The sequence below is a fragment of the Streptomyces sp. 142MFCol3.1 genome (assembly GCF_000424945.1).
Taxonomy (GTDB): domain Bacteria; phylum Actinomycetota; class Actinomycetes; order Streptomycetales; family Streptomycetaceae; genus Streptomyces; species Streptomyces siamensis.
The window spans coordinates 160600-175544 of record NZ_AUKV01000007.1; the positions used below are offsets into that span (position 1 = coordinate 160600).

Annotated in this window: 12 protein-coding genes and 1 riboswitch; of the genes, 4 read left to right on the plus strand and 8 right to left on the minus strand. The window is 72.7% G+C overall.

The window, feature by feature from the left end; genetic code table 11:
• The first annotated feature begins 904 nt into the window (after window positions 1-904).
• Both H305_RS0112175 and H305_RS0112180 read left to right on the plus strand, forming a co-directional pair.
• Window positions 905-1696, plus strand: a complete 792-nt coding sequence (locus tag H305_RS0112175; protein WP_028800626.1) for a S1 family peptidase — start codon at window positions 905-907, stop codon at window positions 1694-1696.
• A gap of 503 nt (window positions 1697-2199) precedes the next feature.
• Entirely contained in the window at window positions 2200-2847 is a 648-nt protein-coding gene (locus tag H305_RS0112180) for a LysE family translocator (RefSeq protein WP_028800627.1), read from the plus strand.
• A gap of 22 nt (window positions 2848-2869) precedes the next feature.
• Here the strand turns inward: H305_RS0112180 and H305_RS0112185 are convergent, their stop codons facing one another.
• Window positions 2870-3985, minus strand: coding sequence for a winged helix DNA-binding domain-containing protein (locus H305_RS0112185; protein WP_028800628.1), 1116 nt, complete (start codon window positions 3983-3985; stop codon window positions 2870-2872).
• 145 nt (window positions 3986-4130) lie between these two features.
• Between H305_RS0112185 and H305_RS0112190 the strand changes: the two genes are divergently transcribed.
• Window positions 4131-5336, plus strand: coding sequence for a magnesium and cobalt transport protein CorA (locus H305_RS0112190; protein ID WP_028800629.1), 1206 nt, complete (start codon window positions 4131-4133; stop codon window positions 5334-5336).
• 103 nt (window positions 5337-5439) lie between these two features.
• Window positions 5440-6066, plus strand: coding sequence for a precorrin-8X methylmutase (locus tag H305_RS0112195; protein ID WP_028800630.1), 627 nt, complete (start codon window positions 5440-5442; stop codon window positions 6064-6066).
• A 162-nt stretch (window positions 6067-6228) separates the two neighbouring features.
• On the opposite strand, the gene H305_RS0112200 is transcribed toward H305_RS0112195, so the two are convergent.
• The 7 genes from H305_RS0112200 to asnB all read right to left on the minus strand — a co-directional run bounded on the left by H305_RS0112200 (window position 6229) and on the right by asnB (window position 14943).
• Complete coding sequence (locus tag H305_RS0112200; RefSeq protein ID WP_028800631.1) at window positions 6229-6972, minus strand: cobalt-precorrin-6A reductase; 744 nt, start codon at window positions 6970-6972, stop codon at window positions 6229-6231.
• 301 nt (window positions 6973-7273) lie between these two features.
• Window positions 7274-7356: riboswitch (cobalamin riboswitch) on the minus strand.
• Between the two features lie 93 nt (window positions 7357-7449).
• Window positions 7450-8724 carry a PP2C family protein-serine/threonine phosphatase gene (locus H305_RS0112205; RefSeq protein WP_028800632.1) on the minus strand — a complete coding sequence of 425 codons (1275 nt, stop codon included), beginning with the start codon at window positions 8722-8724 and terminating at the stop codon, window positions 7450-7452.
• Window positions 8725-9435: 711 nt separating this feature from the next.
• Window positions 9436-10410, minus strand: coding sequence for a TauD/TfdA dioxygenase family protein (locus tag H305_RS0112210; protein WP_051370538.1), 975 nt, complete (start codon window positions 10408-10410; stop codon window positions 9436-9438).
• Window positions 10411-10444: 34 nt separating this feature from the next.
• Window positions 10445-11404 (minus strand): AEC family transporter, encoded by a 960-nt coding sequence (locus H305_RS0112215; RefSeq protein ID WP_028800634.1) that lies wholly within the window; start codon window positions 11402-11404, stop codon window positions 10445-10447.
• A complete protein-coding gene (locus H305_RS0112220) occupies window positions 11392-12297 on the minus strand; it encodes an aminotransferase class IV (RefSeq protein ID WP_028800635.1) in 906 nt (301 codons plus the stop codon). Before H305_RS0112220 ends, H305_RS0112215 begins: the two co-directional genes overlap by 13 nt.
• A 9-nt stretch (window positions 12298-12306) precedes the next feature.
• Window positions 12307-13137 carry a hypothetical protein gene (locus H305_RS0112225; protein WP_028800636.1) on the minus strand — a complete coding sequence of 277 codons (831 nt, stop codon included), beginning with the start codon at window positions 13135-13137 and terminating at the stop codon, window positions 12307-12309.
• 18 nt (window positions 13138-13155) lie between these two features.
• A complete protein-coding gene (gene asnB / locus H305_RS0112230; protein WP_028800637.1) occupies window positions 13156-14943 on the minus strand; it encodes an asparagine synthase (glutamine-hydrolyzing) in 1788 nt (595 codons plus the stop codon).
• Window positions 14944-14945: the final 2 nt, after the last annotated feature.

Consider the following 14945-nt stretch of genomic DNA (forward strand, 5'->3'; position numbering starts at 1 on the left):
TCGGGCAACGCCCGGCCGGGCGGACACCCCGCTCGACGAGCACCCCACCAGACGGACACCCGGCACGGCGGGGCCCGGCACAACGGGCGACCCTCACGACGGACACCCGGCACGGCGGGGCCCAGCACAACGGGCGACCCTCACGACGGACACCCGGCACAGAGGAGTACCGGCGAGCGGTGCGCCAGTTGACCGTAGGCCCCTGCCGCACAGAGCGCCTGGCGAGTGGGCGCCAGGCCGGACGACCGGTCTCGACGAGCCCCGGACCCACGACGCCGCCCAGCTCCGGACGGCCGGGCCGCGTCGAGCCCCGGGCGGGCGGCCGAGCCGACACCCCGCCGGCCGGACGGCCGGTCGGGCGGCTCACCCGCCGGACGCAGGACCCGGACGGACGGAGCGCCCGGGGTCGGGTCGGGAACCCTCGGAAGCGGAGGGCCGGCCGGCTCGGGAGCGGGTGGCGGTACACGGCGGCCGGTCCCGCACGCACCCGTCCGGCCGAACCCAGCCCCGCGCACGACCCGTTCGGCCGAGCGGGGCCGAGGAGCCGGTCCGTTCGGCCGAACGGACGTACCGGGAGCAGCCCTTGCATCCGAACGGAGCAGCGCGGGCGCCCCGTTCGGCGCAACGGCGCGGGCCGGCGGGGCGTTCGGCCGAACGGCCGAACGGCGGCCGAGCCCCGTTACAGGACCAAACGGGCGGCGCAGCACACCAAACCCCGCCCCGCCCACCCAAGGGTTTTCCCTCCCCCGATCCCCCTAGGGGGTTCCCTCATTGGGCAGCGGCGGCAACCGCTTCTAGCGTGATCCACGTGCCGCTCGCTCGGGCACACGGCTCCCCAGCCAGGGGCGTCGTGCACCACCCCCCACCCGCGCGTCCCCCCACCGGCAAACCTCCGAGGAGACCCATGTTCGGGCTCAACCGCGCCAAGAAGACAGCCGCCGTCTGCGCGGCGACCGCTGCCGCCGCCACGACCGCCCTGCTCGGCGCCCCCTCCGCCGTGGCCCTCCCGCAGCCGATCGTCGGCGGCACGACGACCACGACGACCGCGTACCCGTTCATGATGCAGATCACGGACGCCTCCCAGAGCCAGTTCTGCGGGGGCACCCTGGTCGCTGCCGACAAGGTCGTCACCGCCGCCCACTGCATGGTCGGCGCGACCACGGACAACGTCCGCGTCGTCGGCGGCAGAACCTATCTGAACGGCACGAACGGCACCGTCAGCAAGGTCAGCAAGATCTGGATCAACCCCGGCTACACCGACGCCTCCAACGGCGACGACGTGGCCGTACTGACCCTGTCCACGTCGATGCCGTACGCCACCGCGAAGTACGTCTCCTCCTCGGACAGCGGCATGTACGCGACCGGCGCCACCGCCCGCATCATCGGCTGGGGCACCACCTCCGAGAACGGCACCTCCTCCAACCAGCTGCGCACGGCGACCGTCCCGATCGTGTCCGACTCCAGCTGCGCGAGCTCGTACGGCTCGGACTTCGTGGCCTCGGACATGGTCTGCGCCGGGTACGCCTCGGGCGGTGTCGACACCTGCCAGGGCGACAGCGGCGGCCCGCTGCTCATCGACGGCGTCCTGGCGGGCATCACCTCGTGGGGCCAGGGATGCGCGGAGGCCGGCTACCCGGGCGTCTACACCCGTCTGACCACGTTCTCCGGCCTGGTGAGCGCACAGGTCAACTCCTAGCCGGCGCCCGCCCCGGCCGTCGGGCGGGCCATGAATTCCTGAGGTACTCCTCAGGTGAGAGCCAGGGGGCGCTGCGAGCCTCCACGAGCGGTCCGCAGCGCCCCCTGTCCAACCCCTCTGCTTGTCGGCGGTCAGCTTCCCCGCGGTACCCCAACTGTCCGCCGGCACCTCGTGGATCCACACCTGCGCCGACTCGGCCGGGATCCTGTACGCGTCGACGAAGGCGAGCGCGTCCAGACGCCCGTCCGCGACCTGCGCGAGCCGCTCCCGCGCGTGTGCGGAGACCAGTTCGAACGGCACTCCGGGGGCGAACCGGGCGAACTCGGCCGGTACCAGGTCCAGATGCTCACCGAGGCCGGTGCTCGTCCCGATCCGCAGGCCGTGGCGCGGGGTGACGGCCGCACGGGCCCGGTCGGCCGCGGCGCTGCCGCGGTTCCATGCCCGGGACTGCATGCCTCGCCGAGCACCGGCTGTTTGAATGGGGCCCGTTGGGGGTGATGGGCATGGTGTCCACGGACCGTTTCCTGGCCTTCGCCGCGATGTCGCTGCTGGTGATCGTGATTCCCGGGCCCAGTGTGCTGTTCGTCATCGGGCGGGCGCTCGCGCACGGCCGGCGCACCGCGGTGGCGACGGCGCTCGGCAACGTGCTCGGCTCGTACCTGCTGGTCGTGGCCGTAGCCTTCGGCATCGGCTCGCTGGTGGAGCGTTCGGTGACGGTGTACCTCGCCGTGAAGCTGGCCGGCGCGGCCTACCTCGTGTTCCTGGGGGTGCAGGCGTTCCGGCACCGCAAGGAGATGAAGGCCTCCACGATCCGGACGGACGTCGCGGCTGCGCCCCGTGGCGACCTCCGCACCCTGCTGGACGGCGCGCTCGTGGGGCTCACCAATCCCAAGGGCATCGTCTTCTTCGCCGCGGTGCTCCCCCAGTTCGTCGACCACGCGGCGGGGCACGTGCCGTTGCAGATGCTGCTGCTCGGCCTGGTCCCCATCTCGATCGGCCTGGTCACGGACACGCTGTGGGGTCTGACCGCGTCGGCGGCCCGCGCCTGGTTCGCCCGCTCCGACCGCCGTCTCTCCCTCATCGGCGGCGCGGGCGGCTTCACGATGATCGGGCTCGGCGTGACGGTGGCGGTGACGGGCCGGGCGGACTGACTCCCGAGAGGGCCCGAGGACTTCAGGATCGTACGACGGTCCCGAACCGGATGTCGTACGTCTTCCCCGGCTCCCCCTGGTGCAGGACGCCGAGCATCCGCTGCCCCTCCTCGGTCACCTCGGCGCTCTGCGACCTCGTCAGGGTGCCGAACGGCTCGATGACGAGGGCGTCCTCCGTCAGCTTCCACACCCCTGCCAGGAAGCCGTCGACGAGCAGGGTGCAGTACGCCTGGTTGCCCTGCCAGGAGCGCCCCTTGAGGTCGGCGGGCACCACCCGGGAGCGGTCGGCGTGCGACAGCAGCAGATTGTCGAACTCGGGCAGGAACCGCGGCCGGGCCGGGGTGTCCGCGTCGGGTCGGGGCGCGTCGGGGAGGTCGAAGAGTTCGACGCCGTGTTCGTCGCGGAAGACGAGCAGCCGGGGCCGGAGCCGTTCGAAGGCCTCGCGCAGGCGGGTCAGGCCCGCCCAGGTCTGCATGTCCTTGACGGAGGCGGGGCCGAAGGCGCGGAGATAGCGCAGGACTGTCTCGTCGGGAGCCGGGGCCGGTTCGGCGGGGCGGCCCAGCCAGTGTTCGGCCGTGGTGAGCGCGACCTGCCCGCTCTGCCCCCACAGGCCGCGCGGGGTGACCTGGACGAGCGGCAGCCGGCAGCGGGCGGCGACCGAGAGCGCGAAGGGATCGGCGTCCGGCCAGTCGGTCAGCAGCGCCTCACGCAGCTGCTTCATGGTGCGCGGCTCCGCCTCCACCAGTTCACGGGCGACCGCGGCGAGCCGGTCCAGGTCGACGCCGGTCAGCCCCTTGCGGAAGGTGACGAGCTCGCGGTCGCGGGCGGCCTGCACGAGGGGGCGCAGGGTGAGGGCGTCGTCGGCGGTGTGGGTGTGGATGGTGGAGCGCAGGGTGACGATGCGGACGACCTCCCGGTCGGCCATGAGCCGGGACAGCGCCTGCGGTGCGAATCCGTCGAGGCGGGCGGCGAGCGCGTAGTACGGCGGCTTCACGTTCTGCGCCTGGAGACCGAGCAGGTGCTCGACGGCGGCCTTCGCGGACAGCGGGGACCGGCGCAGCAGCAGTTGGCGGTCGAGGGTGGCGCGGTTGAGCGCGCGGGTGCCGAGCACGGGGGCCGTCGTGGTCGTCTTCGTCATGCTCCGCACGCTAGCCTCACTTGCGGACAGCCTCTGTCCTCGATTCTCACCGGATCCCCGAGGGAGCGGGCACCCCAGGCCCTTTGCCCCCTATATCCTGCTCCGTGATCACACAGACACGCGTTCGACGGAGGAGGCAGCCGCGATGTCCGACCGACGCGCCCGCCCGACCTCGAAGAACGGCCGCGACGCGGGCGAAGCCGCGGACGCCCGGGGCGGGAAGGACACTCGGATGTCCGCCTGGCGACGCGCTCTGAACCCGCCCGCCGCCGCGCCCCCGTCGTCCTCCGCGCCCCGCTCCGAACCGCCCGCGCCGGAACCCACCGACATGGGCAGCGTCGTGCAGGCGGCGCTGTACCGCGACGGCGTCCGCGTCTCGGCGCCCGCGTCGCTGGCCGACACCTTCCGTGAGCTGCGCGAGCAGCCGGCCGGGATGGCGTGGATCGGCCTGGCCCGTCCCACCGAGTCGGAACTCCTGTCGCTGGCGGCGGAGTTCGACCTGCATCCGCTCGCCGTCGAGGACGCGATGGAGGCCCATCAGCGTCCGAAGCTGGAGCGCTACGGCGAGACCCTCTTCGTCGTGCTGCGCGCGGCGCGGTATCTGGACGCACCGGAGGAGGTCGACTTCGGCGAGCTGCACGTGTTCGTGGGCCCCGACTTCGTGATCACGGTCCGGCACGAGGCGGCGCCGGACCTCTCCGCGGTGCGCCGCCGCATGGAGGACTCCCCGGAGCTGCTGAAACTCGGCCCGGAGGCCGTGCTGTACGCGATCCTCGACTCCGTCGTGGACGGGTACGTGCCGGTCGTCGCCGGCGTCCAGAACGACATCGACGAGATCGAGACCGAGGTCTTCCGCGGCGACCCGGAGGTCTCCCGCCGCATCTACGAACTCTCCCGTGAAATGGTGGAGTTCCAGCGCGCCACCCGCCCGCTGGTCGGCATGCTGCACGGCCTGATGGCGGGCTTCGCCAAGTACGGCACCGACGAGGAGCTCCAGCGCTACCTCCGTGACGTCGCCGACCACGTCACCCACACCAGCGAGCGGGTCGACGGCTTCCGCCAGGCCCTGACCGACATCCTCACCGTCAACGCCACCCTGGTGACGCAGCAGCAGAACGCCGAGATGCGCGCGCTGGCGGAGGCGGGCTTCGAGCAGAACGAGGAGATCAAGAAGATCTCGGCCTGGGCGGCCATCCTCTTCGCGCCGACCCTCGTGGGCACGATCTACGGCATGAACTTCCAGAGCATGCCGGAACTGCACTGGGGTTTCGGATACCCGTTCGCGATCGGCCTGATGGGCGTGGTGTGCGTGAGCCTGTACGTCATCTTCAAGCGGCGCGACTGGCTCTAGGCCGGCCCGGGACCGGCCCCGCGGGAGAGCCGGGGCGTCCGTACGGTGCCCGGAACCGGGTGCGTAAGCTCGCCGCCGTGTCCGCACGACCAGGAGGAGCACGGTGTTCGAGTACGAGAAGGACGGCGCGGCGATCTACCGCGAGTCCTTTGCCACCATCCGCGCCGAGGCGGACCTCGCGGGACTGCCCGCCGACGTCTCCCAGGTCGCGGTGCGGATGATCCACGCCTGCGGGATGGTCGACCTCGTCGGTGACATCGCGTACTCGGCCGGTGTGGTGGCCCGCGCCCGTGAGGCCCTGCGCTCGGGCGCGCCCGTGCTCTGCGATGTGTCCATGGTCGCCAGCGGTGTGACCCGCAAGCGGCTGCCCGCCGGCAACGACGTGATCTGCACCCTCTCCGACCCTGCCGTGCCGGGCCTGGCCGCGAAACTGGGCACCACGCGCAGCGCCGCGGCACTGGAGCTGTGGCGGGACCGGCTGGAGGGTGCCGTCGTCGCGGTCGGCAACGCGCCCACCGCGCTGTTCCGGCTGCTGGAGATGATCGAGGAGGGCGCGCCCCGTCCGGCCGCCGTCATCGGCGTGCCGGTGGGCTTCGTCGGCGCCGCCGAGTCGAAGGACGCGCTCGCCGCGCACCCGTCCGCCCTGGAGCACCTGGTCGTCCGGGGCCGCCGCGGCGGCAGCGCCATCGCGGCCGCCGCCCTCAACGCGATCGCGAGCGAGCAGGAGTAGCGGGCCGACCGGCACCGTACGACTTCGGTCGGTGCCGCGTGCGCGGAGCTCCTCGGCACAGGTCGGTGCCCGCGTACGAGCAGCCCCTCGGGCCGAGTCGGCACGGCGTACGAGCAGCCCGTCGACCCGAGTCGGCGCCCGTGCGCGCGGAGCCGGCGCGGGTCAGCGTCCGTGCGTGAGGAGCCACTGGGCGGCCTCGTCCGGGCCCGCGGCGCAGCGGACGCCCTCCGGCAGCGGCGGGCGCCGCACGACGACCACCGGCAGGCCCGCCTCGCGTGCCGCGCGCAGCTTCGCGGCCGTGGCCGCGCCACCGCTGTCCTTGGTGACCAGGACGTCGATCCGGTGTCGGCGCAGCAGCTCGCGCTCCCCGTCGAGCGTGAACGGGCCGCGGTCCAGGACGACTTCCATGTGCCGGGGGTGTGGGGCCTCGGGCGCGTCCACCGAGCGGACGAGGAACCGGATCGCGTCGAGGTGGGCGAAGGCGGCCAGCCCCGTCCGGCCCGTGGTGAGGAACACCCGCCGCCCCAGCGCGGGCAGCAGCGCCGCCGCGTCGGCGAGCGATCCCGCCTCGTGCCAGTCGTCGCCCTCTCCGGGGACCCAGCCGGGCCGGCGCACGGCGAGCAGCGGAACGCCGGTGCCGGCCGCGGCCTCGGCCGCGTGAGCGCTGATCGTCCGGGCGAAGGGGTGGGTGGCGTCGACGAGCGCGTCCACCCGGTGCGCGCGCAGCCACACGGCCAGTCCCCCGGCCCCGCCGAAACCGCCCACGCGCACCTCGCCCGGTGGCAGCCGGGGCGCGGTCACCCGCCCGGCCAGAGAGGTGGTCACCCGCAGCGCCGAAGCCCGGCCCTTCAGGGTCTCGGCCAGGCGACGGGCCTCGGTCGTCCCACCGAGAATCAGTACGTGCACGGTGCTCCAGTTCCCTTTCCCCTCTGCCCGATTCTCCGCGTCCCGCCCGGCCACGGTCCGCGGACGGGCCCCGAGGCGGCGGCTCCGGCTCCCACCCCGCCCACGAGCGGCACGAGCAGCAGGAGTCCCAGGACACCGACCGTCGGCGGGGCGGGTGTTCGGCCGGGATGTCGGCGCACGGTCGGCGGTCCTTCGCCTCGGGCCGCCGGGCACCGAGCAGGAGTCGGCCCGGACGGCACAGGCCGCCGCGCGGTCCCCTCGCGCAGTCCACGGCGAGCAGTCAACGGGTCGCGCCACCCTCGGGCGATCGGGCTCGCGCGGCGGACAGTCCGGTCCGCGCGCACACCGTTGCGGGTCAGCGCCGGATTCTCACCGGACTTCCCCCGCGGGAGGCCGGGGGAGCCTAACAGAGGACATCGGCGGGCCTGGTGCGTTCCCGTCCGGGCCACCCCGGCCGCGCGGGACCGGGCCGGGGTGTCAGAGCCGTACGACGACCAGGGCGATGTCGTCGCGGGCGCCGCCGATGACGCCGAGGCGGCCGAGCAGTGCGTCGGCGAGCCGCTCCGGGCCGAGCTGGCTGCAGGCCGCGAGGGAGTCGGTCAGCCGGCCGAGGCCGACGTCGATGTCCTCGCCGCGGCGCTCGATGAGCCCGTCGGTGTACAGGACCAGGGTGTCGCCCGGGGCGTACAGGAGGCCGACCTGGGCGCGGGCCACGTGTACGGGGCGGGCCCCCAGGGGTGGGTCGGTGGCGCCGTCCAGCAATTGGAAGGTGCCGTCGCTGTGCAGCAGGACGGGCGGTGGGTGGCCGGCGCTGCTGTACAGGATCCGCCGTCTGCGGGTGTCGATGAGCACCGACACCGCAGTGGTGACCAGCGCCCCCTCGACGGAGCGCGAGTACAGGCCCAGCACCTCCAGGGCCTTCGCGGGGCCGTCCACGGTGCGAGTGGCGGCACTCAGGGCGCTGCGGAGCATGCCCATGACGGTCGCGGCCTCGAGGCCGTGGCCGACGACGTCGCCGACCGCGACGGAGAAGCGCCCGCCGGGCAGGTCCACGACGTCGTACCAGTCGCCGCACACGTTCAGGGAGCCCACGGCGGGCAGGTACCGCACGGCGATGTCGGTGTGCCGTTCGAGGTCCGGGGAGTGCAGCATGGCCTCCTGGAGGGTGACGGCCACCTGGCGTTCGCGGGCGTGGGCCTGGCGCAGTTCCTCGTTGAGGTGCTGGAGCTCCCGGGCGCGGGCGTACAGCTCCGCCTCGATCTGCTCGCCGGGCGAGCCCACGCTCTCCTCCTCTCCGCGCCGGTCCGCGTCCTGGCCCCGTTGCCGTTCGTGTGAACGGCGTTCCTGGACGAAGGCGGTGACGTCCTCCACCCGGTGGATGATCCAGGCCACCTTGCCGTCCGGGCCCAGGACGGGGGTGTTGATCGGGGACCACCAGCGTTCCTCGAACTGGCCGGGCCGGAGAATGATCGGGATGTCGTACTTCTGCAGCGCCATGGTGTCCGGCTTGCCGGATTCCAGGACCCGGCGCAGGGAGGCGCCCAGATTGCGCACGCCGTCCGCGTCCGGGTCGGACGGATTGTCGGGGAAGGCGTCGAAGATGTACTGGCCGAGCAGGTTCTCCCGGGTGCGGGAGGTCGCCTCCAGGTAAGCCCCGTTCACGTCGACGATCACCAAGTCGGGTCCCAGTACGAGATAGGGACTCGGCGTGGCCGCGAAAAGTGCCGCGTAGTCGATCTCAGGTGACGTCACGTGATTCCCACCGGTCCTAGTGACCCGCCTCCTCCTAATCTAGGAGCCCTCCGCCGGTCGCGCCCGGTCACGGCGGCGGGGCCGCGCCGGGGGGCCGGTGCTTTCCCGCGGGGCGGGCCCCAGCCGCCCGGACCGGCGGGCGGCCCCTCCGTGTCCCCCCGCGCCTCTCGGTGAACCCTGTGGGGGCCCGCGCCTCCCGGCGGCCCGCGCCCCTGCCCGGCAGCCCGCCAGGCTTGCCTCCCGGAGTCCCGCATCGCTCGCCCCACGGCGTCCCGGAGTCCACGCCTCACGGCACACCCGGGCACCCACGGCTCCCCGGCGCACCAGGGCACCCCTCCCCGCGTCCCGGGGCCCGTACCCCACCGCCTGCCGCCGCCCGCACCTCATTCCGCCGCCCTCGCCTCGCGGCCCTCCGGGGTCCGCGCCCCCGATGCCCGGCGCGGGTCGCGGCGGCCGAGGTCGAAACCTGTCGAAAGCGTTGACGTGCCCTTGCCGTAAATCGATCTCTGGTCGACATTTCGCACGGCATACGGTATTTCGAACTTCAGGTGGTGGGCACGGCGCGGAACGCCTCTTACGCGCGGGAAGCCTGACCAGGGCTCCGCGCACGCCCTCCGGGTCCGCCGAGACTCCGCGTGGGCCCTCCCCACGCCGCCGGGCCGTTGTGAACGTCCCGCCTCGCGCGCCGGGGCGCCGCCGGAGCCCCGCGGGCTACCAGGCCCGCAGGGGTTCGCCCGCAACCAGCCGGGAGGTGAAGCCGTCCGGGCCCACCGCGGGTTCGCCGAGGAGCGTGACGCGGTGCATCACGCGGTCCGCGCCCAGCCGCGCGAGGTCGGTGGGCGCGAGGTGGCAGGTGGTGCGGTTGTCCCAGAAGGCGATGCTGCCGGGCTCCCAGCGGAAGCGGACCGTGTACTCGGCGCTGGTCAGGTGCTCGAAGAGCAGGTCGAGCAGGCGGCGGCTCTCCAGTTCGGAGAAGCCGACGACGCGAGTGGTGGAGCCGGGGCTCACGAACAGCGCCCGCTCCCCCGTCTCGGGGTGGACGCGGACGACGGGATGGACGGCGACCTGCGGGTCGTCGCAGTACAGCTTGAGGATCTCGCGGTCGCGCGCGTCGGAGTGGCGCAGGTGCACGCCGGTGAAGAAGGCGTGCTCGGCCTGGAGCGAGTCGACGAGGTCCCGCAGCGGCCGGGACAGACCCTCGTAGGCCGCCACCGTGTTGGTCCACTGCGTGTCACCGCCGAATCGGGGTGTCCGCTCGGCGCGCAGGATGGAGGCGGCCGGCGGATTGACGGCCTGGGTGAGGTCGCTGTGCCAGCCGGCCAGCGGGGAGACCCACTTGCGGCGGTAGTGCTCCTCGAAGTCGCTGCCGTAGCGCTCGGTGTCCGCCTTCGGGTCCACGGTGAGGATCTCCGGGAAGCCGTCGGGGGCGACGCCGTGCTTCTTCCCGGGCCGTCGTGTCGGTTCGCCGAAGAGCCGTCCGAAGGAGACGTGCCGGGCGTGCCCGATGTCGGGGCCGCGGAAGAAGACGACGCGGTGGGTGAGCACGGCCTGCCGGATCTCGGCGACCGTCGCGTGGTCCAGGTCGTCGCGCAGGTCGATCCCCGAGATCTCGGCGCCGATGTGGCCGGCGACCCGGCGCACGTCGATGCGGGTGGCGGGCGCGCCCGCCGTCGTGGACACGGTCATGATGCTGCCTTCCGTACGAGGGGTGGAGGACCGCTCAGCCGACGTGGACCGCCCACTGCATCCACAGCGGGAGCAGGAACAGGGCCGCGACCGAGCTCTTGATCACGAGGGCGGCCGACATGTCGACGCCGATGTCGTAGCGCTGGGCGAAGAGGAACAGGTTCTGCGGGGCGGGCATCGCGGCGATCAGCACCAGGTAGCGCAGCCAGTCGCCGCCGACCCCGAAGACGGCGCCGCAGACCGCCCACGCCATCAGGGGGAAGACGACGCACTTGAAGCCGATCAGCGCGATCTCCTCCCGGGTGGTGCCCCGGATGCCGATGCCGATGCCGCCCAGGTGCAGTCCGAGGGCGAACAGCGCCACCGGGGAGGCGCTGGCGCCGACGAACGAGAAGGCGTCCAGCGCCGCCTTCGGGACGTGCACCGCGAGCAGGTTGAGCAGGATCCCGGCGTTGCAGGCGAGGACGACGGGCGTGACGAGGGAGGCCCCGACGGCCCGCAGCGGCGTCCGCCCTCCCGGTCCCGCGGCCCGGCCGCCCGCCGGCCCGCCGAGTTCCATGACGCAGACGACGACGAGGGTCAGGACGCACACCTGGAACAGCAGGACCGGGAAGACGGGCGCCGCGTCGCCGAAGAGCGTGATGAACACGGGTACGGCGAAATAGGCGGTGTTCACCTGCACCCCGGCCATGATCCGCAGCGCCACGCCCCGCGGGTCGCGGACACCGCGCAGGCCCGCGAGGGCACCGACGGCGAGGACCGCGAGGGCGGCCGTGGTCGCGTAGGCGAGGATGGCCCGCCAGTCGAACAGGGCGCCCAGATCGCTGCTGTAGATGTTGCCGAAGAGGTAGCAGGGGACCGCGAAGAGGAACGCGTAGTCGGCGAAGGCCCGCGAACTGTCCGCGGACACGGTCTTGCGGCGCGCGAGCAGCGCTCCGCAGCCGAAGGCCAGCACCACCGGTACGAGTTTCTCCAGCGCCGTCAGCGACCCCATGCGCGGGCGGCCTCCCCCGCGGTCGTGAGGGCGCGGTAGCCGGTGACCATCCGCCGGACCAGGTCGTTGCGCCGCGGTTCGTAGGTGTGGTCGTCGATCCGTGACACGGGCAGCACCTCGCAGGCCGTGCCGCAGACGAAGGCGCCGTCCGCCTCACGTACGAAGTCGGGACTCAGGTCCTCCACCGTGCAGGGGATGTTGGCGCGGCGCGCCAGCTCCAGGATCTGGGCGCGGGTGATGCCGTCGATCGTGCACCGGGTGGTCGGGGTGTGCAGGACGCCCGCGCGGGTGAAGAAGAGGTGCGCGCCGGTGGCCTCGGCGATCAGTCCGGCGTCGTCCAGCAGCAGCGCGTCGTCGTAGCCGGCGCGCAGCGCCTGGTTCTTGCTGACCGTACCGATCATGTAGTTCCCGGCGGCCTTGCTCTTGACCGGCGCGAACTGCGGAGAGGGTCTGCGGTACTCGGCGGTCCGCAGGGCGATGCCCTGGTCCAGGGCGTCGGCCGCCGCGTAGTAGCCGGCCGGGATCTCCCATGCGGCGACCGATGTGTGCACGGACGTGTGCAGTGCCGCGGTCTGGATGACCTCCGAGCCGCGCCAGGCGTTCATCCTGACGTACCCGTCGCGGACGCCCGCGCGGGCGACGACGTCGAGGGTCGCCGCGTGCAGGACGTCGTCGTCGTGCTCCAGGTCGAAGTCGAGCAGCCGTGCCGAGGCGCGCAGCCGCGCGACGTGCTCGCGCAGCATGAACGGGGCGCCGCCGTACACGCGCACGCCCTCGAACACGCTGCTGGCGTAGTGGAGTCCGTGGCTGAGCACGTGCAGGCGGGCCTGCGCCCAGGGGACGTGCGTACCGTCGAGCCAGATCTCGCCGGTGCGCCGGTCGAAGGGAATCAACGGGTCTCCTCAGAGCGCCAGGTCGAAGAGCGGGTGCTGGAGGTCGCCGACGAGGGCGACGAAGCGGCGCTCGTGCGGGGTGACGCTGCGCACCGAGACCCCGTGCAGGGCGAGCGGGTTGACCGGATACATCACCAGGACATTGCTGTCGTAGGTGATGGTGCCGACCTCCTCGACGTACTGCGGGTCGATGTCGAAGCGGTTGTCGCCGTACTCGGACGGGCTCGTGGTGAACCGGTGGGAGCCGTCGCGGTACTTGTAGAGCTCCAGGTGGCCGCCGGTGGCGTCGTCGTCGGGCCGCTTCATGTAGAAGAGGCCGCCGAAGAGCTTGTACGGCTTGTCGACGTGCGGGCCGCGGTAGGAGGAGGGGCGTCCGGTGACCGCCGAGTTGATGACGGCGGTGCAGTCCATGAGGATGTCGTGGGTGTCGAACGTGTCGTGGTTGCGGCGGCCGACGCGCAGCGAGCGCAGCGGGCCGCACCGGTTCTCGGTGTCGGGCAGTGCGGCGATCAGGTCGTCGCGGAACAGGTCGAGGAACTCCCGGTAGAACGCGGGCGAGGCGTGGTACGTCACGAAGTCCTTCCACACCTGCGGCATGTCGTCGTCGCGCAGGATGTGCTCGGACATGTAGTTGTAGCGCTCGTTCGAGGTGATCGGCTTGCCGATGCGGGTGCCGATGTACTCGGCGGTCGGCATGCTCGTGGCGAGGGCCTCGTAGAGGGCGGGGCTCAGCGGGTCGCGCAGGACGACGTGCGGGAACGGGTCGCGGCGGATGTCGGCCTTCGTCGCCTTGCCGAGGAGTGACTCGACGGCGAGCGTGGTCGTCGGGGTGTGTGGCATCTGCGGTGCTCCTTCGGGTCAGGGGTGGAGGTTTCTGGTGGCGAACCAGGTTTCGAGGACGAGCAGCGACCACAGGACCCCGGCCGTGTGCGCGTCGGGCCGCTCGGTCTGCATCCGGAACAGTTCGCGCACGGTGTCGCGGCGGACGTAGGCCGCGCAGCGCGTGCGGGGGCCGAGCAGGGTGTCGCCCACGAGGTCGTACAGCGCCTCGCCGGGCTTGATCATCGCCGTGACGGGCAGGGTGAAGGGCTGTTTGGGCCGGTCGAGGACGCTGCGGGGGATCCAGCGGCGTGCGGCCTCGGCGACCGGTGCCTTGACGGTCTCGCCGACGACCTTGTGCGCGGTCGGCACGGCGTGCGCGAGCCGTGTCACGGACGGCTGGAGGAACGGGATCCGCGCCTCGACGGCGTGGGCCATGCTGAGATGGTCGACGCGCCGCAGGATGTAGGAGGGGAAGCGCCGCTCCTGGTCGTGGCGGAGCAGGGTCTCCAGTTTCCCGTGCGGGCCGGTGCGCACCCGGCGGTCGAGGGCGTCGCCGTTGCGGTCCGCGAAGTGGCCGCCTCCGGCGCGGATCCGGTGCAGGTAGTCGGGGGTGAAGAGGCGGGCCAGGGTGGCGGTGCCGGCCGCGGCCATCGTGTCCTGGTAGGCGCGCTGCCAGTTGGCACCGTCGTCGCGGGCCGCCTTCACGAAGCGGGCGTAGCCGCAGAACAGTTCGTCGGCTCCGTCGCCGGTGAGGGCGACCTTGAATCCGGCGTCGTGCACCGCTTCGAACAGGGCGAAGGTGCTCAGGCCGTGGGGGGCGTTGTTGGGCTGGTCGAGGTGGCGGACGAACCGGTCGACCAGGTCGGGGAAGTTTGCGGGGTCGAGTTCGACCTCGTGGTGGCGGGTGCCACAGTGCGCGGCGACCTCGCGGGCGAAGTGCCGTTCGTCGCCGGGCCAGTCACCGCGGTAGGCGATGGTGAAGGAGTGCGTCTCGGGTACGGCGTCGGCGGCCAGCGCGGTGAGATAGCTGGAGTCGAGTCCGCCGCTGGTGATGACGCAGACGGGCACGTCGGCCCGGATCATCCGGCCGAGTTCATGGCGCAGGGTGACGTCGAGGAGTTCGGCGGCGGAGCCGTCGCGGTCGGCGGGTGTCGGCGGCTCCGGCTGCCACTGTGTGACCTCCGGCGGCCGGGTGCCGTCGAAGCGCAGGACGCCGCCCGGCGGCAGGGTGCGGACGCCGGTGTACACGGTGTCCGGGCCCCAGATGGCCCTGCCGCCGAAGTAGCGGTCGACGGTCAGCGGGTCGACCGTGCCGGGGAAGTCGGGGAAACGGGACAGGGCCCCGAGTTCGGAGGCGAAGCTGAGCCGGCGGCCGTCGGCGGACAGGTGGTAGTAGAGGGACTTCATCCCGGCGTGGTCGGTGAAGAGCTTGAGGCAGGGTTCGGCCCTGCGGTCCACGACGGCGACGGCGAACATGCCCTCCAGCCGCCGTACGAAGGCGTCGCCGTGCCGCTCGTACAGCGGAAGGAGTACGTCGCCGTCGCAGTCTCCGCGGAACTCGTGTCCCAGGGCGGCGAGTTCGGTGCGCAGTTCGCGGTGGTTGTAGATCTCGCCGTTGAAGACGCAGGTGAGGTCGCCGAGTTCGTAGGGCTGCCGGCCGTCGGCGACACCCTGGACGGCGAGACGGTTGTTGCCGAGCGCCCAGCCGTCGCCGGAGTGCAGGGTGGTCGCGTCGGGGCCGCCGTGGCGCTGGGCGCGGGCGACCGCGTGCAGGATCTCGGGGGCGAGGGGCTCGCCCCCGAAGCAGCCGTGGATGCGGCACATGT

Coding starts and splice junctions, on each gene's coding strand:
- H305_RS0112175 (WP_028800626.1), top strand. CDS start 905: ATGTTCGGGCTCAACCGCGCCAAGAAGACAGCCGCCGTCTGCGCGGCG.
- H305_RS0112180 (WP_028800627.1), top strand. CDS start 2,200: ATGGTGTCCACGGACCGTTTCCTGGCCTTCGCCGCGATGTCGCTGCTG.
- H305_RS0112185 (WP_028800628.1), bottom strand. CDS start 3,985: ATGACGAAGACGACCACGACGGCCCCCGTGCTCGGCACCCGCGCGCTC.
- H305_RS0112190 (WP_028800629.1), top strand. CDS start 4,131: ATGTCCGACCGACGCGCCCGCCCGACCTCGAAGAACGGCCGCGACGCG.
- H305_RS0112210 (WP_051370538.1), bottom strand. CDS start 10,410: ATGACCGTGTCCACGACGGCGGGCGCGCCCGCCACCCGCATCGACGTG.
- H305_RS0112215 (WP_028800634.1), bottom strand. CDS start 11,404: ATGGGGTCGCTGACGGCGCTGGAGAAACTCGTACCGGTGGTGCTGGCC.
- H305_RS0112225 (WP_028800636.1), bottom strand. CDS start 13,137: ATGCCACACACCCCGACGACCACGCTCGCCGTCGAGTCACTCCTCGGC.
- asnB (WP_028800637.1), bottom strand. CDS start 14,943: ATGTGCCGCATCCACGGCTGCTTCGGGGGCGAGCCCCTCGCCCCCGAG.